We start from the raw sequence: 23769 nt of genomic DNA on the forward strand, positions 1-23769 counted from the left end.
TTATCCTTGCACCTTGTCCATCTGACCAACCATGCGCATCAGTTCGGCAGTGCGGTTGGCATAGCCCCACTCGTTGTCATACCAGGCATAGATCTTCACCTGGGTGCCGTTGATCACCATGGTGGAAAGCGCATCAATGGTGCAAGAGCGCGGATCCGTCTTGTAATCCACTGATACCAACGGGCGCTCTTCATACCCCATGATCCCCTTGAGCTCACTCTCGGCAGCGGCCTTGAGCAAGCCATTGACCTCGGCTTCGGTAGTGGGACGGCTCACCTCGAACACACTGTCGGTGAGGGAGGCGTTGGCCAGCGGCACTCGCACGGCATGGCCATTCAGCTTGCCCTTGAGCTCGGGGAAGATATGAGTGATGGCGGTGGCAGAGCCGGTAGTGGTGGGGATGAGGCTCAAGCCACAAGCACGGGCACGGCGCAGATCTGCATGGGGGGCGTCCAAAATGGTCTGAGTGTTGGTGATGTCGTGAATGGTGGTCATGGAGCCGTGCTTGATACCCAACTGCTCGTGGATCACCTTCACCACAGGCGCCAGGCAGTTGGTGGTGCAGGAGGCCGCCGTCACGATAGGATGCTGCGCCTTGTCGTAAAGGTGGTGGTTAACCCCCATCACTACGTTCAGGACACCCTCTTCCTTGACCGGAGCCGTTACCACGACGCGCTTTACCCCTTGTGCCAGGTAGGCGCTCAGCAGGGCTTTGGTCTTCATCTTGCCAGAGGCCTCGATCACCACATCACAATCCGACCAGTCAGTCTGACCGATCTCTTTGTTGCGAGTGCAGGGGATGCGATGGTTGCCAATCACCATCTCGTCACCTTCGGCGCGGGCCTCGTGATGCCAGCGGCCATGGACTGAATCGAAGGTGATGAGGTGTGCTAGGGATGCTGCATCCCCAGCCGGGTCATTGATGCGCACAAACTCTACATCCGCCCAATCGAAGGCGGCGCGAAATGAGAGGCGGCCCATGCGGCCAAAGCCGTTGATACCAACTTTGATAGTCATGCTGCTTTCCTTAACCGGCGAATGAGTAGTGGGTGTTGAGGTAATTGACGTGAGGGGTCAGGGTCAACGCCTTGGGACGCAGACCTTGCACCAGGGTCTTGACCTTGGCGGGGGCGTAGCCTGCCTCCAACAGCAAGATAGCCGCCATCAGTCCGGTACGGCCCGAGCCGCCTCGGCAATGAATGGCCAAGGTCTGGCCAGAGGCCAGTCGCGCCAGCAAGTCTGCCTTGTGGCTCGTAAACGCTGCTGTGAATGGCGCCTCGGGCGCGCAATCATCCTCTACCGGTAGCTGGAACCAGGCCAGCCCCAATGCAGCACACTCGGCGGGCAGGGCATCAGCCTTGAATTCGCTAAGCTCGGCATCAGGCATCATGGTGACCACCGCATCAGCCCCAGCCTCTTGCAGGGTCTTGAGGGAGGCTTGCAGGGAAGCCTCCTTGGTGCCAGGGCAGGGAGTGAAGATAAGGCGGGCGCCATTATCCAGATTCAGGATGTCAAACGGGTGCATGATAAACAGCGTCTCCATGTCTCAATGAGAACGTCAGGTGGATTGGGATTGGTTGATGGTATGCAGCGCTTGTTGCAGCGACATGCGATCCAGTTTGTTCAGTGGCAGGCTGAGGAAGATCCGCAACCGATTACCGATTTCGTGAAAGACCTTATTGAACGCCGCCCATTGTGCTGCCTCGCTCTCTCTCACCGCTGCCGGATCGCTAAAGCTCCAATGGCCGGTAATAGGCTGACCTGGCCATGCCGGGCACTGCTCTCCCGCAGCCTGGTCGCACACCGTCAGGATAAAATCCATCTTGGGGGCATCAGGATGAGCAAACTCTTCCCAGCTCTTGCTGCGCAGGGCGCTGGTGTCCAGATTTTGTTGCTCCAACAGTTGCAGCGTCAGCGGATGGATCTCCCCTTTCGGGGAGACACCTGCACTAAAGGCATTGAAGTTGCCCTGACCGAGCCGGTTGAGCAGTGCCTCAGCCATAATGCTGCGAGCCGAGTTGCCGGTGCAGAGAAAGAGCACATTTAACGGGCGTTGCATCTCACATCTCCTTGTGGATGGGGTGACATAAATCTTGTAGAGCCTCCACACCCACCGGCTCGGTCGCCAGCAAGGGCACCACCGCATAGCGCTGAGCATGCTCCCCCTTCACCGCATCGATGTGGGGTTGCTGGCGATATGCTCGCTGGGCAAGTAGGGGGGAAGTGACACTGGCTGGGGCCAGCATGTGATTGACCACCCAGGCCCAGGGCTCGATGCCGGCACGGCGCAAGTCAGCTTGCAGGTTGGCCGCCTCTTGCACCGGAGTTGGCTCGGGCAGAGTCACGATCATCACCTTGGTCTGTTTCGGGTCTTGCAGTTGCATCATGGGGGTGGTGAAGTGCATCCCTTTCCCGCCCATCTGGCGGGCAATTTCTCTGTGATAGGCGCCGGTCGCATCAAGCAGCAACAGAGTATGGCCAGTCGGCGCTGTATCCATCACCACGAAGCGCTTACCCGCCTCGCGAATGATCCGTGAGAAGGCCTGAAACACGGCAATCTCTTCGGTGCAGGGGGAACGCAAATCTTCCTCCAACAGAGCTCTGCCCTGTTCATCTAGGCTCGCCCCCTTGGTGGCCAGCACCTGAGCGCGGTAACGCTCAGTCTCGGCGTGAGGATCAATACGGCTGACTTCCAGGCTAGGCAGGGCACCTGCCAACGTCTCACCCAGATGGGCTGCGGGATCTGAGGTGGTCAGGTGAACCGGCAGTCCCCGATTGGCGAGCTCCACCGCGACCGCTGCCGCCAGGGTGGTTTTGCCCACTCCCCCCTTACCCATCAACATGATGAGCCCATGACCATCGGTGGCCAGTTCATCGACCAATTGCTTCAAATCAGGATGTTGCTCAGCGGTCGTGCTCTCGACCTCATAGGCCCCATTGACCGGTTCTGCGCTGAGTAACTGACGCAGGCTGTCTACACCTACCAGGTTGGTGGCCAAGAGAGGAACTCTGTCTTGTGGAAGACTTGCCAGCATCGCTGGCATATTAGCCATAGCCTGCTGCTCTCGTTGCCATACGGCTGCGGCCAAGGGGTCATCAACCCGCTCACTTTCTGGGAAGATGCCATTGATGACCAGTTGCTGATTGGCAAGGCCAATGGCCGCCAGTTCATCATGAGTACGTGCTACTTCCCGCAGGGGCGAGGTTTGGGGGCGGGCGACCAGGATCAATCGTGTTTTCCCGGCATCCGACAAGGCAGCGACGGCCTCTGTGTATTGGCTGCGCTGTTTTTCCAGCCCCGCCAACGGCCCCAGACAAGAAGCGTCCCCCTTGCCTTGTTCCAAGAACTCGCTCCATGCCCCAGGCAATTGCAATAAACGGATGGTGTGGCCCGTGGGGGCAGTGTCGAACAGGATATGGTCGTATTGACCCACTAAGTCACGGTCGGTCAGCAGGGCGGTGAACTCGTCAAAAGCGGCTATCTCTGTGGTACAGGCACCGGATAGCTGCTCTTCAATGCTGCGCACTATGCTCTCGGGCAATTTGCCACGCACTGGGCCAACAATCCGTTCACGGTACGCTTGTGCGGCAGCTTGCGGGTCAATCTCCAGCGCAGACAATCCCTCAACCTGCGGGATCTTGGTGACTTGGTTGCCTATCTTGGTATCGAACACCTGACCCACGTTTGAGGCTGGATCCGTGCTCACCAAGAGTACCTTTTTCCCACTGTCACACAGGGCAACCGCACTGGCGCAAGCCAGCGAGGTTTTACCCACGCCCCCCTTCCCGGTGTAAAAGAGAAACGGTGGTGGATTGGTCAGAAACTGGAACATGAGAGACTCCTATCTGGAAGAACAAGGCAATGAACCGAACAGCGATCCTGCTAACTACATGAGTTCGCTTAGCAGCAACCACTGCTGCCGGAACAGCATTCACTCTTGACGATCCCTTTGATGGCGCCCGCTTTGCTTGGCTCTGTATTGGCCTCTGCGCCATCAGTTTCGGAGGCTTTCGGTAACGCCAGACCGACATAGCGCATCAACTCAGTGCGGCTCGGATAACGACCGGTGAGTACCACCTGGCCATCAACCAAGGTCACAGGCAGCCCTTCTTCACCGGAGAGCTCCAGGAAAGAAGCCACCGCAGGGGTTTCAGCAAATACCAGGGGCTGTTGCGCCAGGTTGAAGCGATATAGAGAGCCCCCCTGCTGCTTGAGCCATTCTGCATCGCCAGCGAAGACCACCAGGTTTTGGTCAATATCTGTGCCGCACACACCGCTGGAGCAGCACAAGGCAGGGTCAAATACTTGTATCAATCTCATAATCACTTCCTCGCTTAATCTCAGTGGCAATCGCATCCAGAGCTGCTTTTAGCCCCTCGCGATCTGTTGAAAAACGGAAAACACCTCTAATAAGAGGGCTTCGCTCCGCTTCCCCGAGCATGAAAGCAGGATGTTCATGATGAACAGCCTTCCTTGTTGCAGGAGGTAAGAGGGGGAAGCACTTCGGGAGCACAATTGGCAGTGCCGCGCATATCTAAACACTGCTCGGGATGACCGCTACAACACTCCTCTGTGAGGTAACCGATCAGCTCAAGCATCAGTGGGATATTGCCGCGATAGCGTAAAAATCGGCCTTCTTGCTCCACCGAGATGAGGCCCGCGTGAAGCATGGCTTTCAGGTGAAATGACAGGGTATTCGGAGCGATATCGAGCTCACTGGCCAACTGACCAGCAACCATCCCTTCCAGCCCAGCTTTGACCAGCAGGCGCCATACATCGAGGCGGATACCGGACGACAGAGACTCGAAGACTTTAGTAGCAGTATCTTTATTCATTTGAACCTCTATCACTCATTTCATGATTACAACTATACAAGAACAGTTGAAATGATCAAGGCAGCTTGCCACTGCTTTGAATCTATTCAGGTTGAGCTGCCGTTTACACAGCACTCTTCACGGAAAAATGCGATGACCTCTTCCAGCACCTCGAATTGAGACACGCACATGAGCGTGCGACTCTCTCGGTTCTGCTTGACGAGCCCTACCGATACCAGAGCCGAGATGTGGTGGCTGAGGGTTGATGCGGGGATAGATAGTTGCTTTTGCAGCTCTCCAACAGGCAAGCCCTGCGTCCCAGCTTTGATGAGATGCTTGAAAATGAACAGGCGAGTTGGATGACCAAGCTCCTTCAACGCTTTAGCGACTTCTTCCAACTGCATGACCCAATCCCTCCACACGATGCATATTTCGATAATACCAGAAATATCTTGATCACCACATCATTTCCATTATTCTAGAAATGTGGTTTTTACGTGGAGGATATGAAGATGAATGACTGGTTAACCATGGTGACAGATGCATCTCAGATGTTTTTGTTCCTGGCCTTTGAGCTCTCTGTGCTGTTCTTGGTGATCAGTGCCGGGGTCAGCTTGATCCGCCAGAAGATACCCGACGCCAAGATCCAAGCCATGCTGGGGGCACGAAAAGGCAGAGGCTACTTGATCTCTGCGGTACTGGGCGCATTGACCCCATTTTGCAGTTGCTCAACCATCCCTATGCTGCGTGGACTCTTGTCTGCCAAAGCCGGATTTGGGCCAACACTGACTTTCCTGTTTGTCTCTCCGTTGCTCAATCCGATTATTGTCGGCCTGATGTGGGCTACCTTCGGATGGAAAGTGACGGTGCTGTATGCCGTGATCGCAGCTGGCGTCTCCGTACTGGCGAGCATGCTGCTGGACATGCTGGGGTTCGAGCGTCATGTCATTGACCCTAAAGGTGCCCCAAAAAGCAGCTGTGGCACCAGTTGCGGCACTACTGCGAGTGAACCGGCCAGTGCGAATGCAACCGCTTGCTGTGCAAGCAGCACCATCAAGTCAGTCAAACCGATAAGTGCTGCGGCATCCTGCTGTGCCCCACAACCAGAGGCAGAGGCAACGCCAGCGCTCTCTTGCTGCGCAGATGGCACCGCGACCCTGACCCAGGCGCCAGTGATCCCCACTGCCTTTGCCAAAGCTCGTGCTGATGCTTGGCAGCAATTCAAAGAGGTACTGCCCTACTTGTTGCTGGGGGTACTGATCGGGTCATTTATCTACGGTTTTATTCCGTCAGAGTGGATCGCCGCCCACGCTGGGGCAGATAACCCCCTGGCTATTCCATTCAGTGCCATCGTGGGTATTCCGCTCTATATCCGGGCAGAAGCTGTTATCCCGCTTGCATCGGTACTGATGAGTAAAGGGATGGGGATGGGGGCTGTGATGGCTCTGATCATCGGTAGTGCGGGAGCCAGCCTGACCGAGGTGATCCTGCTCAAGTCGATGTTCAGAACCCCCATGATCGTGGCATTCCTCACCGTCATACTGGGGATGGCCGTCATGATGGGCTACCTGACCCAGTTGCTGTTCTCATAAATGACAAAAGGGCCTTCTGGAACAGAAGGCCCTTTTTTTCTGGACTTCGTAGACACCCATGCTGTGATGATCTTGCAGCTTGCGCTGCATGTGGCCACATCCAACCTATCCACATTAGTGAATGTCTGTTATTCCCCTTAACTAGGAATGGCGCATGAGCCACACATCGAGCTCTGCCGACCCTAGTTCAACTTCATGGATTAGGGATTTCTACCTGTGCTAGGGTTTACCCCAGAGATTTAGCAAACCACATAAAGACCCATATTTGGGACTTTATTGTAATAAAAGCCAATTGCGTACCATTTTTGGAACCTTGATTGATCTTCTGATAAAGGCTATTGTGTTCCCAATATGGAACACAATTGTGTAAAAGCAATCCAATGTCCGAAAAGAGGAACATTGCATGATCATCTCAAACAGCGACCCTGTAGATGTGATCACCCAAGAATTGGGGGCGAGATTGCAGCGGGTACGGTTGAATCTCAACATCACTCAGGCGGCACTTGCTGAGTTGGCTGGAGTGACTCGCAAAAAAGTGATCCACGCCGAAACAGGCAATGTCGATCTGACCACCCTCGTCAAATTGATGCGAGCAATGAACATTGCCGATCACCTCGATAGCTTCCTACCCCCAGTTCCTATCTCACCAATCCAACTTGCTCAGTTAGCAGGAAAGGAAAGGCGGCGAGCGTCCGGTACACCGAGCAAACCAAGCAAACAAGAGAGCAGCGAATGGTAAACGAGTTCATCAGTATCCATTACGCCCAACACAAGGTTGGTGTTCTGAGCTTCGACCCAGAGACCGGTCGAGGCTATTTCGAGTACACCCCGAAGTTTGTTAACACTGGCTTGCAACTCTCCCCCCTGATGATGCCGCTCAGGCAAGGGATAGTTTACAACTTCCCTAATCTCGGTCACGCCACATTCAGAGGTTTGCCTGGAATGCTGGCTGATAGCCTCCCTGATGATTTCGGTAATGCCGTTCTGAATGCCTGGATGGCAAGCCAAGGGAAAGACCCTGCACAGATCACCCCTTTGCAACGACTGCAATACACAGGGAGCCGAGGGATGGGCGCATTAGAATTCCGGCCTGCCACCCGCAAGGGGATTGCAGTCACACCTAAAGACGTTGCGCTTGAAGATCTCGTGCGGGTGGCCCAGACAGTCATTGATACCAGAACCAATTTTGAGGCGACCCTAGCCCACGGTAATGGTGCGGATAGCCTTGCGATGCAACAACTAATGCAGGTGGGAATGAGTGCTGGCGGTGCGAGACCGAAGGCGGTCTTGGCGTTTGATGCCCAATTTCGCCATGTTAAATCGGGTCAGGTCGAAGCGCCGGAAGGGTGGAATCACTACTTACTCAAGTTCGATGGCGTGAACACCCACAGGACAGATACTGAGACGTTTGGTGATCCCTTGGGGTACGGTGCCATGGAGTATGTGTACTACCTGATGGCAACGGCGGTTGGGATCAACATGTCTTATTGCAAATTACTGGAAGAAGGGGCGCGACGACATTTTCTCACGCAACGCTTTGATCGCATTGGCAAAGAGAAAGTACACATTCAAACACTCAACGCCATGCAGCACGTTGACTACAAAATGCCAGGTACTTATTCCTATCATGAGATTTTTCAGACTGCACGACAGTTAGCACTCCCTGTCGAAGACGCACACCAAATCCTGTTGCGCATGATCTTCAACATCGTTGCCAGAAATCACGATGACCACCCCAAAAACTGGGCCTTCACAATGGACAATCAGGGCACATGGAGACTGTCCCCCGCATACGATCTGGCCTTTAGCTACAAACCTGGCAACAAGTGGATCAACTCACACTGGATGACGCTCAATGGCAAACGAGATGACTTCACGCGAGAGGATCTGCACAGTGTCGGCAAAACCATCATGATATTTAGCCCGAAAGTGGTCGATGAAATGCTAGAGCGGGTGGTTGATGTCGTCTCCAAGTGGCCTACGCTAGCGCGTGATAACGATGTGCCGCAATCCTTAATCCATGAGGTAGGACAGCACCTCCGGTTGTCATGGTGATGTGAGGTAGCCGCAAGCCCTGGGTAAACGTATGAATGACTATTTTTTATCCAGCTTGTTGAATCCAGCCAAGTGTATTTATGTATAATCAGGAAGTACATGCATAGACACATGTACTTCCAGTTTGAATGTTGTTGATAAATTTACCAGACGCTATAGGTAGGCGTTGTATTCGCTAAGGACTTTACTCTTCGGAACAACTGCTTCGTAATTTTTACTCTTTGCGATTTTGTTTGGGTAGTTGTCTCATCAAGTATGCAGGTGTCAAGCCACGGAGGCTAGCGTTATAGATAAAACGCTGTGCAGTTTCTGCCATTCTTGTTAATTCTTGCCTTAACTGCATGTTTTCCTGTTTCAATCTAGATATTTGTTCAATAGCAGCAGGCATACTCTTTGGTGTTGGTACGCCAGCTAATGCAAGCCGCTTCGCCTTTAACTCTACCTTTTTTGTCTTATAGGCATTTGTTAGCATTGTTTTTTTAGATAATGCCTGACGTGTTGGCTTATAACCAATGATAACCTCAGAAGCATCACAAATTTTATCCCAAGTGAGAGGCTCATCTCTTGGCCAATCTCTAATAATGGCAACAATGTGTTGAAGGTGTTTCGTAGTTATTGGGCTTGGCATTAATTTTCCTCCAAGAGTAATCGTAGGCAGGCCGCAACATCATCACTATGTCCAAAATCTGTAACGTTAATAGTGTTATTAAATGGCTTTGATTCTGTATTTTCTACAATTCGTACTTGATGGTTGAAGTCGTTGCCTTGAAGTCTTATTGGACTCCCATCTTCTATGTTTTTGTCTGTCATAATGTCAATGAGTCTATTTACTCTGTCGAGAGTTTGTGTATGGGCTTGTTGCCAGCGACTGGCAACTCTGCGTCCAGCATCAATCTCAGCCTGTGCAGCAGACAGATTCTCGGCTATGCGGTCACGTTCTTCAATCATCGCCTTAAGAGACCTCCTGTGTCCTTTGCATATCAGCAGGTCAGAGCAGTTTAGACAATCTGCATGTTTGTTACAGGGGGTCTCAACGTAGTTGTGTGTACAGATACCATAGCGAGTAGTGATGATGGGCCCAAAATCCATGAGACGGTATTCATCATGAGTTATAGGCTGTGCGGTTTTTTGGCTTGGAGTCATACCTAGCTGAACCGCTACATTGCTGGCTTTTCGCTTGGGATCTTGGTGCATATAGACTCGGCTCTGTGTCGGAGATGCCCTGGTAGACCAACGTGTAATTACATCGATACCAACACCAGCTTCTTGTGCTAAAGTATTTAAAAAATGTCGTAGTTGATGTGATCGTAACTCTAATCCCTCATAACCATGTTTGAGCAAAACACTCATGTTTACTATCTTATTTCCGCGCTGCATATCCCTTGATTCAAGGCGTTTGGCATAGAAATCACGGTTGGTTGGGGCCAGAAGAACGGAACTAGTCTGATTTCTGGTAGATAATTGCATGTATCTGAGACATATAAGAGACTCTGACATTCTTAATGGTTTATTGTGGGAGGCATCAGTGGGATCAATCTGATAGGGGAAATGTGGGTTTAATTTTTTGTGCTCAGCCATTATCAATGGCCATACTGAATTGAGCGTCCATCCTTTGTACTTATATCTGCCTGTACAACGATAGATGAATGATTCTGTCGATTTAGCGTTGTTAAATCCTAAAGCTTGTGTCAACTCTTCAATAGTTAAAACTTGATCATCCATAACGTCAGGGCATTGCGAATGCCTATAAAATTGTTCTGGATGGTTTTCAATGTGAAGAGCTAGTCTGCGAGATTCCTCTGTGATAAGGCAGAGTCGTCTAACCGCTTCTCGTGCGAAACCGGCCATAACCTCAGGGATTTCCTTTCTGACATAAAGGCCATTTTTAGGAACCCAATAGGAGATGTAAGTCTGTTTATTTCCATTGGAATCCAGTTCCTCATTCAGCGGATTCTCTCTAAAATGCAGTATTTCATTAATACGCATCGGTGCACATAGCAGTAGACAAGTGACACAAGAGATAAAAATGTCTTCGTCATCTTGAGCATTGGTATAGCCATTAGAAAATATCTCTGCTATAGCCAAAATAGTATCATCTTGTGGTAACTTTTTCGCTATAGCATCAGGATCGCATTTACTAACACTATAGTTTGAATGTTTTCCTATAAATGGATGTTGCCAGTGTTTTATGTTAGATGTGACAATATGCCATTTTGCTAAATTTTTAGCTATGGTCTGGAGCGCACCACCAATCCCTTGTCGATCTTTAAATTTCTCAGAAATCAGTAAATCCATAGCGCTGTCTAAATGTCGAGCTGTCACCTTGGTGACATCTGTGTGCATATTAATTTCTAGTAAAGCTGTTTCTAGTAATTGCAATGCTACCATGGTTCTCGTGAATGTTTTTGTTGGGCGAATGCTCTGGGTGTAGCGTATATACGCCTTCGCGAACCATATAAATGGCGAAGTCATCAATTGCTGTTCTGTTGGTATTTTTGAAGCGTGCAACTCCCGCTGATATAGCTCTATAAATCGTATAGAAGTAAGGTGGGTCGGCCATATGGAATTCTCCCATGTGAAGCCCTCAAGCTCACCCCAAAGGGTTATCTCGTCACGAGCAAAAGCAATTAGGTTACGCAAATTAGTCTCTGTAGATAATGTTGCGTTAGACTTAAAAATAACAACTTTGCTCATTCCGAATCCCTTAACTCAGCTTTGCGAGCTTCGCACAAAGAAATAACTTCCATTACGGCCTGAATATCTTTATCTAATTGAAGTGGTACAAGCAGTCGACGCTTGAGCCCAGGTCTAGGTACTTCATTTTCTAGACGTTGACGTTCTAGTAGCCGGTTCAGTACTTCATGATGGGGGCCGAGCACCCATGGTTGGAATTTGGTACAGCGGTAGCAAGGGATTGGGACCGAGGCAGAGCAAAAACCATGCTCACCACACGTGCCTACCCCCAAAGCTTCCTGCCCATCAAGTTCAATACGGCTAGCCGGGTCATCCCCTCTGGCGGCGCTTGCCTCGCTATCCTTGAGATTCCCCTGAAAAGCTTGGGCCAGAGGGGCTAATAATGGGGCTATTTGATCGTTCAATACCCTTGCTCGTTCAGCTGGATCGTCGTAGTAGGTATCTATGGAATAATCTGTCTCATGTCCTAGCCAATATTTAAGAACAGCTCTTGGGACACCGGAACGGGCCAATTGTCGTGCGCGGGTGTACCTGAATCGATACGCATTTTGGACGAGAGGCCGCCCAGTTCTGTGGGATATTATAGTTTCACCATAAGGGCCCATCATTATGGCAATTGAAACTTTACCATTAGGGATATGAAGGACTGGAGATGCTAAAATAGCGCTGTCAACTTTATGAAGAAATGTGGAGGCTTCTAATTTCCTCTCTAAGGCTCTGTCCGATATAGATGGGAACAATGGTAAGTTTAGCTTCTCTTTTGGGGTTAATTTTTGCCCTAGAACTGTTTCAAATCGAAGAATTGTTTTTTCTGCTTGACATTTACAAAGGAACCATAACTCATCGCTAATAGGATGAACTTCTATTTTTGATTGTCGGAATCCATTTGCGCTTCTATCCTTGGCGCCAGGAAATTCAATGCGACGACCTGAGACTCCACAGCTTGCACCTGTCTCTTTTAGGTCTAGAATTTTTAGATGTGCGATTTGTATAGGGCGTCGTCCAAACTGTGCTGATAACAGAAGGATACATGTTCGCCATAAACTATTGACACCAGATTCGTATGCGCGCCAAATTGCTTGCACAAGAGAATCAAATTCTGAGTCAGTATACCATCCCTCAGTTGGGTCGTCTGACCTAATTTTACTGCCAGCTGGCCTTTTGGGTTGTGGAAGCTGAACCTGGGAGATGAAATCAATTACATCATCGGTAATTCCTGGTAGATTTAGCTCATGCCATTTTTTTAAAAATCGTTTGATGAAACTAAAGTAACCGTGTGTAACTTCGTGACTGCGACAGCTGTCGAGAAAGGATGATAGCGACTTAACTGTAATGCCATTCACATATGCAAGGTTAATGTAGCTTCTGAACGCTGGAATGATATTTATCAGTGACCCAGTTTCATCATTATTTGTCATCCATGCTATGACACCAAGAAATGAGTGAAACTCTATTTTTTGGAGTTTTTTTTGAATTAATGAAATGTCGAATGAGTATTCGCCAATTATAACCAATCTTGTTTTTTCCAAGATCACGTTTTTGGGGAAATTAATGCCAAGTTCAGTGCGTTTGATTTCCTCTCGGAAATCATGCTCCTTGGCTTTAGGTGACAATTCATCCGAACTTAATGTAAACGCATACTCTGAGCTCATTACAAGTCCTTTTTCTGAGTATCACTGGCTATTCGTATGCCTATATCAAACGCTAGCTCTTCAATGTATCGTCGATTGTAAATTTTTGATGAGGGTGAATCGTCTACCCAACCCATGCTGTACTCTCGCGCAGCTCGTTCTTCTTTCTCATTCATTTTTAGTAAAGTTGCTTTCTGAGAAAATCGGAAATTCCAATCGTGTCGCAATAGATGTGGATGGACTTCACTTAATGTAGGAAATTTTTTCCTCAAGCGGTCTAATGAAGAATTGAAATTCTGGATACTAACACCTAGTCCTTGTCGAGAGCCTCTCATGAAATTGACTAATAGATAGGAATTATCATGAAATTCTACATTAGAAATTTTGGAGCGTTGAACCAAGTAATCAGAAATTTTGTGGGAAAGCCCATCATCAATTGCTAATTGACGGTTAAGCGTTTTAGCTACAGGCTGCTGGATTCGATCATCTTCTATGGCGTCATGATTTCGACGTACAACCAAGTAGGCGGGTTCACCACCAGAAGAGGTAATAAAATCTTGCAGTTGAAGTCCTAGCACTTCTCCGATGCGCATCCCAGTAGAGTACATAATGTGCAAGGCAAGAATATTTCGATGGAAACTGTCTTTTTGGGTCTCACCTTTAATCCCATTTTCTGCGTTTTGAAAGAGATTAAGCAGGGTTGACCTTGCTTCATCAGATAATTTTTTGGTCAGTTGTGCCTGCCGTTGTCTAGAGGTGGATCCCTGCCGATTGCCGCAACGCGCATTAAGCGCACTTTTCATAAGCGTTATGGCTTGAGCGATCTCAGGTGAATTTGCATTAGAAATTATTTCGGTTGCATACCATGCCAAGTATTCAGCAGCAACATTTATTGACCGGTGATATCTCAGCCGTGAGACAGTATTCCCTTTCTTATCTTTTTTTAATAAATAGGCCGCTAATGAATCCATTTGGCAAGATGTGAGAAATTGGCGTGAAAGCAAGAGATGGTGCAGATCGAGAGCAGGTCTTTCCTGATGAGCCCAGTTGTAAAGTTTTTTGATCACCTGGAGCTGTTCAACTTGGCTGCTGTGCATCTGGCCTAGCAGATTTCTCGTCACATAAGCAGTTGGATAGAAGAGTGGAAACGCGGCATGATCAGGATCATCATGGTCAACATTGTACAGTAGCGAAAAACGCTCACCGTTTTGAGCAATGAAATGTTTGATCTGTAGTTTCACGTTTACACTTTTCAGGAGTTTGTTTGTACATGCCTTTGGAGTTTACACTTTTTATCTTGTCAATCAACGTGTTTTTAAGCTAAATGAATGATATTATTGGATTAATGGTTTGATTATCTAGGGTGAGGTTACAAAATATGGCTCAGCGGACGGTTATTCTGGATACTGAAACCACAGGTATGAACACGGCAGGCGGTCCCGTCTACCTCGGCCACCGCATCATCGAGATCGGCTGTGTGGAGGTGATCAACCGCAAGCTGACCGGCAACCATTTCCATGTCTATATCAAACCGGATCGGCTGGTGGACCCCGAGGCCATCGCGGTGCACGGCATCACGGATGCCTTCCTGGCGGACAAACCCGCGTTCAGCCAGATAGCGGATGATTTCATCGCGTTCATTCGCGGCGCCGAGCTCATCGCCCACAACGCGCCCTTCGACGTGAGCTTCATGGACTACGAGTTCAGCAAGCTCGGCCTGGGTTTCAAGACGGCGGATATCTGCGGCATCACGGATACCCTGGCGATGGCGCGGGATCTCTTCCCCGGCAAGCGCAACAACCTGGACGTTCTGTGCGATCGTTACGGCATCGACAACTCTCACCGTACCCTGCACGGGGCCTTGCTGGATGCGGAGATCCTGGCGGACGTCTACCTGCTGATGACCGGTGGCCAGACCAAGCTCAATCTGGCCAGCGAGAGCAGTGAAAGCGACAGCAATCAGGACACCAGCATTCGCCGACTGGCGGACGATAGAGCCCCTCTGCGGGTGATCCGCGCCAGCGACGAGGTGGTCGCGACCCATGAGTCGCGCCTCGATCTGGTGCAAAAAAAGGGAGGAGCCTGCCTGTGGCGGCAATGAGCAGATTCTGGGGCAGCCTGCTGTTGCTGGCTTCGTGCGGAGTAGCGGCCAACGAGGTGTTTGCCCCTTCCGATGTCCCCTTGCTCGACAACCGGTTTCGCATCGATTACGGGGTGAAGGAGATTACCTTCATCATCAAACGCCAGCCGGGCACCCCCTCGATGATCCTGGTGCGGCCCGATGGCAGCAAGCTCTACGCGGGCAAGGTGACCCCTCCCGATGTGGGCTGGCTGGCACTGCCACAGCAGGATCTCGTTACCGTGCGTGATCCCATGCCGGGCCCCTGGCAGGCCATCGGCGCGGTGGATCCGGACAATCGGGTACGCCTGTTGACCGATATCCGGCTCGAGAGCAAGCCGCTGCCGGCCCGTCTCTATCAGGGGGAGCGCATCAAGCTCGAATCCCGCCTGCTGATCGATGGCGCGGCTCCCGATGCCAGCTACTACCTCACGGATCTCGGCATGACGGTGCGGCTGCAGCAATTTGGCGACGACAGCCAGAGCGGAGAGCCCGTGCTGGAGGAGACGCTCGGACACTATCTCGATGACGGCAAGGGGCTCGATGAACGGCCAGGAGACGGTATCTTGACCGCCGAGGCGGTGGTAGAGGTGCCGGCGGGCAAGTACCGCGCGCTCTACAGCACGGGCAATCAGGTGTTCACCCGCGCCCAGTCACAGCAGGTTCTGCTTTATCCCATGCCGGTGAGCTATACCCTGACGATGCCCTCGGATGAGGCTGGGGCCAGTATCGCCTTGCACATCGACGGGGAGGAGCTGGATCCGGCGTCCGTGGTCATCCAGGGCAAGGCGGGGAGCGCGACCGGGGAGCGCCAGGTATTCAATGCCGTGGCGAGCGGTCCCGAGGTGCGCATCGATCTGTCCGGGCTCAAGGGGGTGGGGCAATACAAGGTGGAGACCACCCTGTTTGGTACTACCCGCCTCGGGCGCGAGATCCAGCTGCAGCTGCCGGTCAAGTCGTTCAACATCTTGCCGGTGCTGGCCCCCACGCCTTCTGCCGCGCCGGCGCCCAAGCCGGTCAAGTTCGAGGAGCGAGAGAGCCGAGCCTGGCTGCCCTGGGCCCTGGGTGGCGGGGCCGTGCTCCTGCTTCTGCTGGGAGGCGCCGGTTTCCTGCTGCTGCAAAAACGTCGCACCCTGCACAAGGCGATGGCCGCGCAGAAGGCGCAAAGCGACAATGCCGCCCCCCCTGTGCCCAAGCTGGACCTGAACCTGCCGCAGCAGTAAGGTCTGTTTGCGAAAAAGCCGCCCGATGGGCGGCTTTTTCATTGCGCGTTTCAGAAGGTCTCAATGTTCCCCGAGGTAGGTGTCCTTGTACTGATCGCGGATGTCGAGGAACTTGTCCAGGTTGGCCAGCATCAGATCCACCAGCTGGGGGTCGAAGTGCTGACCACGCTCGGCTTCGATCAGCGCCAGCACCTGATCCTGTGGCCAGGCTTTCTTGTAGCAGCGATCCGATCCCAGGGCGTCGAACACATCGGCCAGAGCGACGATGCGCCCCTCCAGCGGGATGGCCTCGCCGCCGAGCCCACGGGGGTAGCCGCTGCCGTTCCATTTCTCGTGGTGGCTGCCGGCGATGGTGGCACCTATCTGGAACAGCGCCAGATCGCTGCCGGAGAGCATGTCCTGCCCGAGCTGGGCATGGGTCTTCATGATCTCCCACTCCTCGGGGGTGAGTTTGCCCGGTTTATGCAAGATGGCGTCGGGAATGCCCACCTTGCCGATGTCGTGCAGGGGGGAGGCGCGCTTGATGAGCTCGCAGCGCTCCTCCTGCATGCCGAGCAACTGGCAGAACAGCTCGGTGTAGAGCGCCACCCGCTTGACGTGCAGGCCGGACTCCTTGGAGCGGGTCTCCACCAGCTCGCCGATGCGATAGATGATCTCCCGCTGGTTGTCGCCGATCACCTCGTTGAGCCGGATATTCTCCAGCGCCACTATGATGTTCTCGGTAAACAAGCTCAGCAGGCCGGTATCCATCTGGTTGAGGGGGCGGCTGGTCTCGATGTGGAACAAGAGGTGGTGGCGGGCATTCTGGCAGTAGAGCACCAGCTGGTTGCCGTCGTAGACGTTGGCCCCCTTGGTCATGGCGTGACGCAGTATGGCGGGGGCTTCGCTCAGACGCAGGGCGGGGCCGTCGCTGAGCAGGGGCTCGAGCACCTGATCCCGCACCTCGTAGGCCAGATGCTTCACGTCGTAGATCTGGGACTCTTCCAGATTCAGCAGGGCGCTGAGCTGGGTCTGGGCGCCCTCGACAAACTGGCGCAGGGCCCGCTGTTCGAAGATCCCCTTGGAGGCCTCGATCACCTTCTCCAGTCCCTGGCGGTTGCTCTCCAGCGCGCGAATGTCCCGATAGGAGCGCAGGCTGGCTCGCAGCAGGGTGCGCAGCTTCTGGGAGGTGAGCTCGGTCTTGTCCTTGTAATCGTTGATATCGTAGTTGGCGACGACGTCATCTTCCGGCGCCTGCCCGGGCTGACCGGTACGCAGCACGATGCGCACCATCTTGTTTTGCAGCTCTCCCCGCACGAACTTCACCACCTCCAGACCGGCATGGTCGGCCTCCATGACCACGTCCAGCAGCAGGAGGGCGAGATCCGGGGTGTTGGCGAGCAGGGCTTTGGCCTCGGCGGCCGAGTAGGCATGCAAGAAGTCGATGGGTTTGCCGTCGAATTCGAACTTGCTCAGGGTGATCTTGGTGATGCGATGCACTTCGGGTTCATCGTCCACGATCATCACCTTCCAGCCGGGAAGGGGGGGGCTGGGCTGCTCCAGATCGTCGTCATCAATAATCAGGATTTGATCATCCATTATGCAATCCTGTCTTGGGTTCTGTGCTTACCTTAACTGCTTCACTCAGGATAGGAAACGGATTGATAAACAAAATATGATCCCGCTTCCTTCTCTTTATTCCAGCAGTTGTTGCGCCGCTGGCCCGCCATAAAAAACGCCTCCACTAAGGGAGGCGTTGTGAGGTTCAACTCCGGGCTCAGGCCGCTCTGTGATAGGCAGAAGGCTCAAACAGTGCCTTGTTGGCGACCAGATCGACGGGGTCGAAGTCGTCGACGTTGATGGTGCGCAGACGGTTCAGTTCGGCGCGGCGCAGCAATTCGGCTTCGCTCTGGTTGATGACGCCGAGTGCAAGACCCGCCTCGGCGACCTTGTCCAGCTGGGTGAAGGGGCGTTTGGCACCTTCCGCCTTGCAGATCTTGTCGAACAGAGGCTCCGCCGCCAGTACGTCATCCAGCGCCTGCTCCAGCAGGCCGAAGGGGTTGCCCTCCTCGCGGGTGAGGTACTGCCCCTCGGCCAGACGGTCACGGGTAGCACTCGGGGTTTGCAGCAAGCGGGCAACCTGCTGGTCCAGCTTGTCGGACGGGCGCTTCAGGTCGCGGCCAAGCGGCAGCACGACGGCGCGAAGGGCCAATCCAATCCAGCGATTCGGGAAGTTGCGCAGCAACTCGTCGATCGCCTCCTGTGCCTTGAACATGGCATCTTGCAGCGCCCAGTGCAGCAGTGGCAGATCCGCCTGCTGACGGCCCTCGTCCTGGAAGCGCTTGAGGGCGCTGGAGGCGAGGTAGAGCTGGCTCAGTACATCGCCGAGACGAGCGGATACGCGCTCCTTGCGCTTGAGTTCGCCCCCCAGGGTGCCCATGGCCATGTCGGACAGGAAGGCCAGGTTGGCGGACAGGCGGGAGAGCTGCTGGTAGTAGCCCTTGGTCTGATCCTTGTACGGCGCGCCGGCGAAGCGGGCACCGGTGAGACCCAGCCAGAAGCTGCGTACCAGGTTGCTGATGGCGAAGCCCACGTGGCTGAACACCGCCTTGTCGAAGGCCTTGAGCGCCACGTCCTGATCCGGGTGACTGGCTGCCAGCATCTCCGGCAGCACATAGGGATGGCAGCGAATGGCCCCCTGACCGTAGATGATCATGCTGCGGGTCAGGATGTTGGCCCCTTCCACCGTGACGGCGATGGGAGCGCCCTGATAGCCACGCGCCAGATAGTTGTTCGGCCCCATGCAGATGGCCTTGCCGCCGTGGATGTCCATGGCATCGATAATGCACTTCTGGGCACGATCGGTGAGGTGATACTTGACGATGGCGGAGATGACCGAGGGCTTCTCCCCCAGATCGATGCCGGTCACCGTCAACTTGGCGGCGGCGCCCATGATGTAGGCGTTGCCGCCGAGGCGTGCCAGGGGCTCCTCGATGCCTTCCATCTTGCCGATGGGCAGCTTGAACTGACGACGGATACGGCTGTAGGCGCCAGTGGCCAGAGCCAGCATCTTGACGCCGCCGGTGCTGTTGGAGGGCAGGGTGATGCCGCGGCCGACGGAGAGGCACTCCACCAGCATGCGCCAGCCCTGGCCGGCCATGGCCGGGCCGCCGATGATGAAGTCCAGCGGCACGAACACCTCTTCGCCGCGGGTCGGGCCATTCTGGAACGGCACGTTCAGCGGGAAGTGGCGGCGACCGATCTCGACGCCCTCGATGTGGGTCGGGATCAGGGCGCAGGTGATGCCGAGTTCCTCTTCTTCACCCAGCAAATGGTCGGGGTCGCGCAGCTTGAAGGCGAGACCGAGCACGGTGGCGATGGGGGCCAGGGTGATGTAGCGCTTGTTCCAGGTCAGGCGCATGCCGAGCACCTCTTCCCCTTCCCATTCGCCCTTGCAGACGATGCCAAAATCGGGGATGGAGCCGGCGTCGGAGCCAGCTTCCGGGCTGGTCAGGGCGAAGCAGGGGATCTCCTTGCCGATGGCCAGACGGGGCAGGTAGTGGTCTTTCTGCTCCTCGGTGCCGTAGTGCTGCAGCAACTCACCCGGGCCGAGGGAGTTGGGCACACCGACGGTGGAGGCGAGCACGGCACTGGCGCCACAGAGTTTTTGCAGCACGCAGGACTGGGCATAGGCGGAGAATTCCAGCCCGCCGTACTTCTTCTTGATGATCATGGCGAAGAACTTGTGATCCTTCAGGTACTGCCACACCTCGGGGGAGAGGTCCGCACGCTCGTGGGTCACTTCCCAGTCATTGACCATGCGGCACACGTCTTCCACCGGACCGTCCATGAAGGCCTGCTCCTCGGCACTGAGGGTGGCGACCGGAATGGCGTGCAGCTTCTTCCAGTTTGGATTGCCGGCAAACAGATCCGCTTCCCACCAGGTGGTGCCAGCCTCGATGGCTTCCTTCTCGGTGCGGGACATCTCCGGCATGATGGATTTGTAGATCTTGAACAGGGGCTTGGTCAGCTGGTTGCGGCGAAACTCCACCAGGTTGAGCGGGATGGCGACTACCGCAAACAGAGCCCACACCAGCAAGGGGACATGGCCATAGAAGGTGCCGATAACCAGGGCTACCGCCGTGGCCAGCGTGGCGGTGAACAGGGACGCACGGCGATAAGCCATGGCGCCGATCACCAGGATCACTCCGAGCAGAGTGAGGGTCGTCGTCATTTTTCGCTCCTTGAATGAGTTGCCAGGTTGATTTAACTGATCCAGAGGTCTGACCTGTTGGATGTGGCCTCTGTTGTAATTCATGGGCACAAAATTATCAAGCTGTTTACAAGCTGGTTACCTTCCGGGTGTGAGCCAGCTAACGCTCTGCTTTCCTGCGCGGTTGCCAGGGCAGGGGGGCGACGGCGGGATCAGCTTGTGCGACAATGGGGCAACCCTATGTTGGACGATACAAAGAGAGTTCAGACCCATGTACCAAGAACTTATCCGCAATGAATTGACCGAAGCTGCCAGCGTGCTCCAGGCCTTTCTGGCCGATGAGCAGAATCTGAAGAACATCGAGGCCGCCGCCACCCTGCTGGCTGACTCCTTCAAGCAGGAAGGCAAGGTACTCTCCTGCGGCAATGGTGGTTCCCACTGCGATGCCATGCATTTTGCAGAGGAACTGACTGGCCGTTACCGGGAAAACCGCCCTGGTTATGCTGGCATCGCCATCTCGGATCCGAGCCATCTCTCCTGCGTCTCCAATGACTTTGGCTACGACTATGTCTTCTCCCGCTATGTGGAAGCCGTCGGTCGCCGTGGTGACGTGCTGCTCGGCATCTCCACCAGTGGCAACTCCGGCAACATCCTCAAAGCCATCGAGGCCGCCCGTGCCAAGGGCATGAAGGTGATCGCCCTGACCGGCAAGGACGGCGGCAAGATGGCCGGCCTCGCGGACGTCGAGATCCGGGTGCCCCATTTCGGTTATGCCGACCGCATTCAGGAAGTGCACATCAAGGTGATCCACATCCTGATCCAGCTGGTTGAAAAAGAGATGGCCAAATAAGCGGACGGGCCCACCGAATGGGGAGCCTTGCGGTCGATATCGGCCCATGATGTCGCTCCCCATGCTGGCGGAGCACCCAGAGGGGATCCGCCATTGATCCAGGTTGTGGAGGGGATATGTGTGAACTGCTCGGCATGAGCGCCAATGTGCCGACCGACATCTGCTTCAGCTTTACCGGGCTGATGCTGCGGGGTGGCAAGACGGGGCCCCACAAGGATGGCTGGGGGATCACCTTCTATGAGGGGCGCGGTTTTCGCACCTTCAAGGATCCCGAACCCAGCGCCCAGTCGCCCATTGCCAAACTGGTACAGGCGCTGCCCATCAAGAGTCGCGCCGTGGTCAGCCATATCCGGCAGGCCAACCGGGGCTGTGTCTCTTTGGAGAACACGCACCCCTTCACCCGGGAATTGTGGGGACGTTATTGGACCTTCGCCCATAACGGCCAGCTGACGGGCTACAAGAAGCTGCCGACCGGGCGCCATCGTCCGGTGGGCGATACCGACAGCGAGCACGCCTTCTGCTGGCTGCTTGGCAAGCTGGAGCAGAAATACCCCAAGCGCCCCGCCAACTTCCCCGCCATGTTTCGCTACCTGGGCACGCTTTGCGACGAGTTGCGCACCCTGGGGGTGTTCAACATGCTGCTCTCGGACGGCGAATTTGTGATGACCTATTGCAGCAACAACCTCTACTGGCTGACTCGCAGGGCCCCCTTCGGGGAGGCGCGTCTGCTCGATGAGGATGTGGCCATCGATTTTCAGAGCGAGACCACGCCCAATGACGTGGTGACCCTGATCGCGACCCGGCCGCTGACCGGCAATGAAAACTGGGTGAAGATGGTCGTCGGAGAGTCCTGTCTGTTCCGGCTGGGTGAGCGGGTGGAAGGCAAGGGTCTTGGTGCAGACTCTCAGGCATAAAAAAATACCAGAGTAGAATCCTACCCTGGTTCTTCGCAGCAGCCATACAGGCAAAAAGGGATGAGAGAGGTGTTGCTGAGTCGCATCGTTCTCATGACCCATATTGTTATTTTGTTGTTAATTTTGTTGCAATATTAATTTTCATCTCACGATGTCAGCATCACGATAACTTGAGCTGGTTCACATTATGGCGGGGGAGGTCAGTCGGTGACTGGGACTCATTTCTCCGCTGGCCGCAGATGACAGCCGGTTTCAGGATCGACTATATTGTGGTCTGTTTGGATACCATCAAAGGAATGGCAAGATGGAATGGCTGGATCAGAAGGTACTGCGACAACTGGCGGAAGACATCGGACAGGAGATGATGCCCGTGGTCATCTCCGTGTTTGTCGAGGAGGTGGGTGAGCAACTGGCCCAGCTCAGGCCGCTGTACGAGCAGCGGGACTGGCCCGCCATGGCGCGCATTGCCCATAGCATGAAGTCCTCCTGCGGCAGTTATGGTGCCGAGCCCAGCTATCGGCAAGTGCTGGCGCTGGAGCTCGCCTGCCGCCAGGAGGATGCGCAGACCGCAGGGCAGCTATTGACCCAGCTGGAGCACTCCCTGCCACAGGTGTTCTCCCACCTGGCGCGCTATCACTGAGCCCGGCAGCCGGGCTCAGCCCAGCTTGTCATGGGCGAGGTGCCAACCCTGGATCACTCCGTCCAGCGCCAGCCTGAGTTTGCGGCGATCATGGCGATGGGGCAGTGCCGCCTCGCCGAGATCCGCCAGAATGAGGCGATGGGCCAGTTCGGGAACCGACTGCTCTTCGGGGGCCAGGATGGCATCGATGCGGCCGCTCCCAATTCTCTCCTCCAGCCAGCGATATTGATTGAGCAGCGTGAGCTGACCGGCGGGCCCCTCTTCTGCCACCAGATTGCTGATGAAGACGACGATGGCCTGGCTGCTTCGGATGGCATCTGCCAGCTCGTCGAGCAGCAGCGGGGGCATGACGGAGGTGAGGAAGCTGCCGGGCCCCAGGATGATCATGTCGGCCCGGGTCAGGGCCTGCACCGCTTCCCGGGTGGCCGGCACCATGGGGCTCAGCCCCAGTGACAGGGGGGGGGTCGTGAGCTGATCGATGGACACCTCCCCGAGGATTTGATCGCCACAGCGGGTGTGGGCACAGAGATCCGTGGGTTGCTCGGACATGGGGAGCAACTGGGGCTCGATTTTCAGCATGTCGCTGATGAGGCGAATGGCGTCGAGGGGCCGGATGCAGAGATTGTCCAGGGCCAGCAGCATCAGATTGCCAAGGTTGTGACCCGCGAGTTCCCCCTTGCCGGTGAAGCGGTATTCGAACAGCAGGCTGCCGATGCCGGGTTCGGTCACCAACTGGTTGAGGCAGTTGCGCAAGTCTCCCCAGGCGATGCACTCCTGATTCTTGCGCAGGCGACCGGTGGAACCACCGTTGTCCGTGGTGGTGACGATACCGGTGAGACGAGGCCCCAGAAACGAGAGGGAAGAGAGCACCCGACCCATGCCGTGGCCACCACCTATGGCGACGACTCGTTCAAAGTCATTGATATTGTTCTGCCACATGTCTTTATCCTGCGGGGGCGGTGAACATCATTGTAGCCAAGGTGGCCAGTTAATTAATTGATAAGGGTATGATTTTTGCTTGCCTTGTGCATCGCATACCACGAG

The 23769-nt window shown here is 54.4% G+C and carries 22 protein-coding genes; 8 read left to right on the forward strand and 14 right to left on the reverse strand.

Translation table 11 applies throughout. The features are described from left to right. From VZC39_RS06705 to VZC39_RS06735, 7 genes are all read right to left on the reverse strand, one after another. Positions 1–1017: an ArsJ-associated glyceraldehyde-3-phosphate dehydrogenase gene (locus VZC39_RS06705; RefSeq protein WP_434666835.1), complete on the reverse strand. Its 1017-nt coding sequence runs from the start codon at positions 1015–1017 to the stop codon at positions 1–3. A 10-nt stretch (positions 1018–1027) separates the two neighbouring features. Further along, on the reverse strand, positions 1028–1525 hold the full coding sequence (locus VZC39_RS06710; protein WP_230581507.1) for a phosphatase domain-containing protein: 498 nt from the start codon (positions 1523–1525) through the stop codon (positions 1028–1030). A 33-nt stretch (positions 1526–1558) separates the two neighbouring features. Further along, the gene (locus VZC39_RS06715; protein WP_434666839.1) at positions 1559–2059 is read right to left on the reverse strand and encodes an arsenate reductase ArsC; all 501 of its coding nucleotides are present in this window, start codon (positions 2057–2059) and stop codon (positions 1559–1561) included. A 1-nt stretch (position 2060) separates the two neighbouring features. Further along, complete coding sequence (gene arsA, locus VZC39_RS06720) at positions 2061–3833, reverse strand: arsenical pump-driving ATPase (RefSeq protein WP_434666842.1); 1773 nt, start codon at positions 3831–3833, stop codon at positions 2061–2063. A 68-nt stretch (positions 3834–3901) separates the two neighbouring features. After that, positions 3902–4321: an arsenite efflux transporter metallochaperone ArsD gene (gene arsD, locus VZC39_RS06725; protein ID WP_434666845.1), complete on the reverse strand. Its 420-nt coding sequence runs from the start codon at positions 4319–4321 to the stop codon at positions 3902–3904. A 134-nt stretch (positions 4322–4455) separates the two neighbouring features. Then, complete coding sequence (locus tag VZC39_RS06730) at positions 4456–4836, reverse strand: ArsR/SmtB family transcription factor (protein ID WP_029304596.1); 381 nt, start codon at positions 4834–4836, stop codon at positions 4456–4458. An 86-nt stretch (positions 4837–4922) separates the two neighbouring features. Then, on the reverse strand, positions 4923–5219 hold the full coding sequence (locus tag VZC39_RS06735; RefSeq protein ID WP_029304595.1) for an ArsR/SmtB family transcription factor: 297 nt from the start codon (positions 5217–5219) through the stop codon (positions 4923–4925). 108 nt (positions 5220–5327) lie between these two features. On the opposite strand from VZC39_RS06735, the gene VZC39_RS06740 reads away from it, so the two are divergent. The 3 genes from VZC39_RS06740 (at position 5328) to VZC39_RS06750 (ending at position 8462) form a co-directional block, all read left to right on the forward strand. Then, on the forward strand, positions 5328–6407 hold the full coding sequence (locus VZC39_RS06740) for a permease (RefSeq protein WP_434666848.1): 1080 nt from the start codon (positions 5328–5330) through the stop codon (positions 6405–6407). 403 nt (positions 6408–6810) lie between these two features. Continuing rightward, entirely contained in the window at positions 6811–7146 is a 336-nt protein-coding gene (locus VZC39_RS06745; RefSeq protein ID WP_434666851.1) for a helix-turn-helix transcriptional regulator, read from the forward strand. Further along, complete coding sequence (locus VZC39_RS06750) at positions 7140–8462, forward strand: type II toxin-antitoxin system HipA family toxin (protein WP_434666854.1); 1323 nt, start codon at positions 7140–7142, stop codon at positions 8460–8462. The genes VZC39_RS06745 and VZC39_RS06750 overlap by 7 nt, the downstream gene beginning before the upstream one ends. A gap of 214 nt (positions 8463–8676) precedes the next feature. On the opposite strand, the gene VZC39_RS06755 is transcribed toward VZC39_RS06750, so the two are convergent. Genes VZC39_RS06755 through VZC39_RS06770 form a run of 4 tightly spaced genes read right to left on the reverse strand, consistent with a single transcriptional unit; the run spans position 8677 to position 14028 of the window. Further along, on the reverse strand, positions 8677–9090 hold the full coding sequence (locus VZC39_RS06755) for a hypothetical protein (protein ID WP_434666857.1): 414 nt from the start codon (positions 9088–9090) through the stop codon (positions 8677–8679). After that, positions 9090–11156 (reverse strand): hypothetical protein, encoded by a 2067-nt coding sequence (locus tag VZC39_RS06760; RefSeq protein ID WP_434666860.1) that lies wholly within the window; start codon positions 11154–11156, stop codon positions 9090–9092. Before VZC39_RS06760 ends, VZC39_RS06755 begins: the two co-directional genes overlap by 1 nt. Beyond that, positions 11153–12808, reverse strand: coding sequence for a hypothetical protein (locus tag VZC39_RS06765; RefSeq protein ID WP_434666863.1), 1656 nt, complete (start codon positions 12806–12808; stop codon positions 11153–11155). The genes VZC39_RS06760 and VZC39_RS06765 overlap by 4 nt, the downstream gene beginning before the upstream one ends. Then, positions 12808–14028 (reverse strand): site-specific integrase, encoded by a 1221-nt coding sequence (locus tag VZC39_RS06770; protein WP_434666866.1) that lies wholly within the window; start codon positions 14026–14028, stop codon positions 12808–12810. Before VZC39_RS06770 ends, VZC39_RS06765 begins: the two co-directional genes overlap by 1 nt. A gap of 137 nt (positions 14029–14165) precedes the next feature. On the opposite strand from VZC39_RS06770, the gene dnaQ reads away from it, so the two are divergent. Together dnaQ and VZC39_RS06780 are read left to right on the forward strand one after the other, a co-directional pair. Further along, positions 14166–14888 carry a DNA polymerase III subunit epsilon gene (gene dnaQ, locus VZC39_RS06775; protein ID WP_434666869.1) on the forward strand — a complete coding sequence of 241 codons (723 nt, stop codon included), beginning with the start codon at positions 14166–14168 and terminating at the stop codon, positions 14886–14888. Further along, the gene (locus VZC39_RS06780) at positions 14885–16129 is read left to right on the forward strand and encodes a TIGR03503 family protein (RefSeq protein WP_434666872.1); all 1245 of its coding nucleotides are present in this window, start codon (positions 14885–14887) and stop codon (positions 16127–16129) included. Before dnaQ ends, VZC39_RS06780 begins: the two co-directional genes overlap by 4 nt. Positions 16130–16189: 60 nt before the next feature. Here the strand turns inward: VZC39_RS06780 and VZC39_RS06785 are convergent, their stop codons facing one another. Beyond that, positions 16190–17707: an HD domain-containing phosphohydrolase gene (locus tag VZC39_RS06785; protein WP_434666875.1), complete on the reverse strand. Its 1518-nt coding sequence runs from the start codon at positions 17705–17707 to the stop codon at positions 16190–16192. A gap of 178 nt (positions 17708–17885) precedes the next feature. Next, positions 17886–20342, reverse strand: a complete 2457-nt coding sequence (fadE, locus tag VZC39_RS06790) for an acyl-CoA dehydrogenase FadE (RefSeq protein WP_434666878.1) — start codon at positions 20340–20342, stop codon at positions 17886–17888. 250 nt (positions 20343–20592) lie between these two features. Here fadE and lpcA point away from each other — a divergent pair, with 250 nt between their 5' ends. From lpcA to VZC39_RS06805, 3 genes are all read left to right on the forward strand, one after another. Further along, a complete protein-coding gene (gene lpcA, locus VZC39_RS06795) occupies positions 20593–21171 on the forward strand; it encodes a D-sedoheptulose 7-phosphate isomerase (RefSeq protein ID WP_434666881.1) in 579 nt (192 codons plus the stop codon). Between the two features lie 116 nt (positions 21172–21287). Continuing rightward, positions 21288–22085, forward strand: a complete 798-nt coding sequence (locus VZC39_RS06800; RefSeq protein WP_434666884.1) for a class II glutamine amidotransferase — start codon at positions 21288–21290, stop codon at positions 22083–22085. A 304-nt stretch (positions 22086–22389) separates the two neighbouring features. Beyond that, positions 22390–22725 carry an Hpt domain-containing protein gene (locus VZC39_RS06805; RefSeq protein WP_434666887.1) on the forward strand — a complete coding sequence of 112 codons (336 nt, stop codon included), beginning with the start codon at positions 22390–22392 and terminating at the stop codon, positions 22723–22725. 15 nt (positions 22726–22740) lie between these two features. Here VZC39_RS06805 and VZC39_RS06810 read toward each other — a convergent pair whose 3' ends face one another. Next, the gene (locus VZC39_RS06810; RefSeq protein WP_349921633.1) at positions 22741–23664 is read right to left on the reverse strand and encodes a gluconeogenesis factor YvcK family protein; all 924 of its coding nucleotides are present in this window, start codon (positions 23662–23664) and stop codon (positions 22741–22743) included. Positions 23665–23769: the final 105 nt, after the last annotated feature.

It is taken from the genome of Aeromonas sp. NJAU223, assembly GCF_051125555.1.
GTDB classification, from domain to species: Bacteria; Pseudomonadota; Gammaproteobacteria; order Enterobacterales; family Aeromonadaceae; genus Aeromonas; species Aeromonas veronii_G.

Bases quoted from the DNA above. Each gene is read 5' to 3' on its own strand.
- dnaQ (WP_434666869.1), top strand. From the start codon at position 14,166: ATGGCTCAGCGGACGGTTATTCTGGATACTGAAACCACAGGTATGAAC.
- arsA (WP_434666842.1), bottom strand. From the start codon at position 3,833: ATGTTCCAGTTTCTGACCAATCCACCACCGTTTCTCTTTTACACCGGG.
- VZC39_RS06745 (WP_434666851.1), top strand. From the start codon at position 6,811: ATGATCATCTCAAACAGCGACCCTGTAGATGTGATCACCCAAGAATTG.
- VZC39_RS06765 (WP_434666863.1), bottom strand. From the start codon at position 12,808: ATGAGCTCAGAGTATGCGTTTACATTAAGTTCGGATGAATTGTCACCT.
- VZC39_RS06785 (WP_434666875.1), bottom strand. From the start codon at position 17,707: ATGGATGATCAAATCCTGATTATTGATGACGACGATCTGGAGCAGCCC.
- VZC39_RS06760 (WP_434666860.1), bottom strand. From the start codon at position 11,156: ATGAGCAAAGTTGTTATTTTTAAGTCTAACGCAACATTATCTACAGAG.
- VZC39_RS06730 (WP_029304596.1), bottom strand. From the start codon at position 4,836: ATGAATAAAGATACTGCTACTAAAGTCTTCGAGTCTCTGTCGTCCGGT.
- VZC39_RS06705 (WP_434666835.1), bottom strand. From the start codon at position 1,017: ATGACTATCAAAGTTGGTATCAACGGCTTTGGCCGCATGGGCCGCCTC.
- VZC39_RS06735 (WP_029304595.1), bottom strand. From the start codon at position 5,219: ATGCAGTTGGAAGAAGTCGCTAAAGCGTTGAAGGAGCTTGGTCATCCA.
- VZC39_RS06800 (WP_434666884.1), top strand. From the start codon at position 21,288: ATGTGTGAACTGCTCGGCATGAGCGCCAATGTGCCGACCGACATCTGC.
- arsD (WP_434666845.1), bottom strand. From the start codon at position 4,321: ATGAGATTGATACAAGTATTTGACCCTGCCTTGTGCTGCTCCAGCGGT.
- VZC39_RS06740 (WP_434666848.1), top strand. From the start codon at position 5,328: ATGAATGACTGGTTAACCATGGTGACAGATGCATCTCAGATGTTTTTG.
- lpcA (WP_434666881.1), top strand. From the start codon at position 20,593: ATGTACCAAGAACTTATCCGCAATGAATTGACCGAAGCTGCCAGCGTG.
- VZC39_RS06780 (WP_434666872.1), top strand. From the start codon at position 14,885: ATGAGCAGATTCTGGGGCAGCCTGCTGTTGCTGGCTTCGTGCGGAGTA.
- VZC39_RS06750 (WP_434666854.1), top strand. From the start codon at position 7,140: ATGGTAAACGAGTTCATCAGTATCCATTACGCCCAACACAAGGTTGGT.
- VZC39_RS06755 (WP_434666857.1), bottom strand. From the start codon at position 9,090: ATGCCAAGCCCAATAACTACGAAACACCTTCAACACATTGTTGCCATT.
- VZC39_RS06710 (WP_230581507.1), bottom strand. From the start codon at position 1,525: ATGCACCCGTTTGACATCCTGAATCTGGATAATGGCGCCCGCCTTATC.
- VZC39_RS06715 (WP_434666839.1), bottom strand. From the start codon at position 2,059: ATGCAACGCCCGTTAAATGTGCTCTTTCTCTGCACCGGCAACTCGGCT.
- VZC39_RS06805 (WP_434666887.1), top strand. From the start codon at position 22,390: ATGGAATGGCTGGATCAGAAGGTACTGCGACAACTGGCGGAAGACATC.
- fadE (WP_434666878.1), bottom strand. From the start codon at position 20,342: ATGACGACGACCCTCACTCTGCTCGGAGTGATCCTGGTGATCGGCGCC.
- VZC39_RS06810 (WP_349921633.1), bottom strand. From the start codon at position 23,664: ATGTGGCAGAACAATATCAATGACTTTGAACGAGTCGTCGCCATAGGT.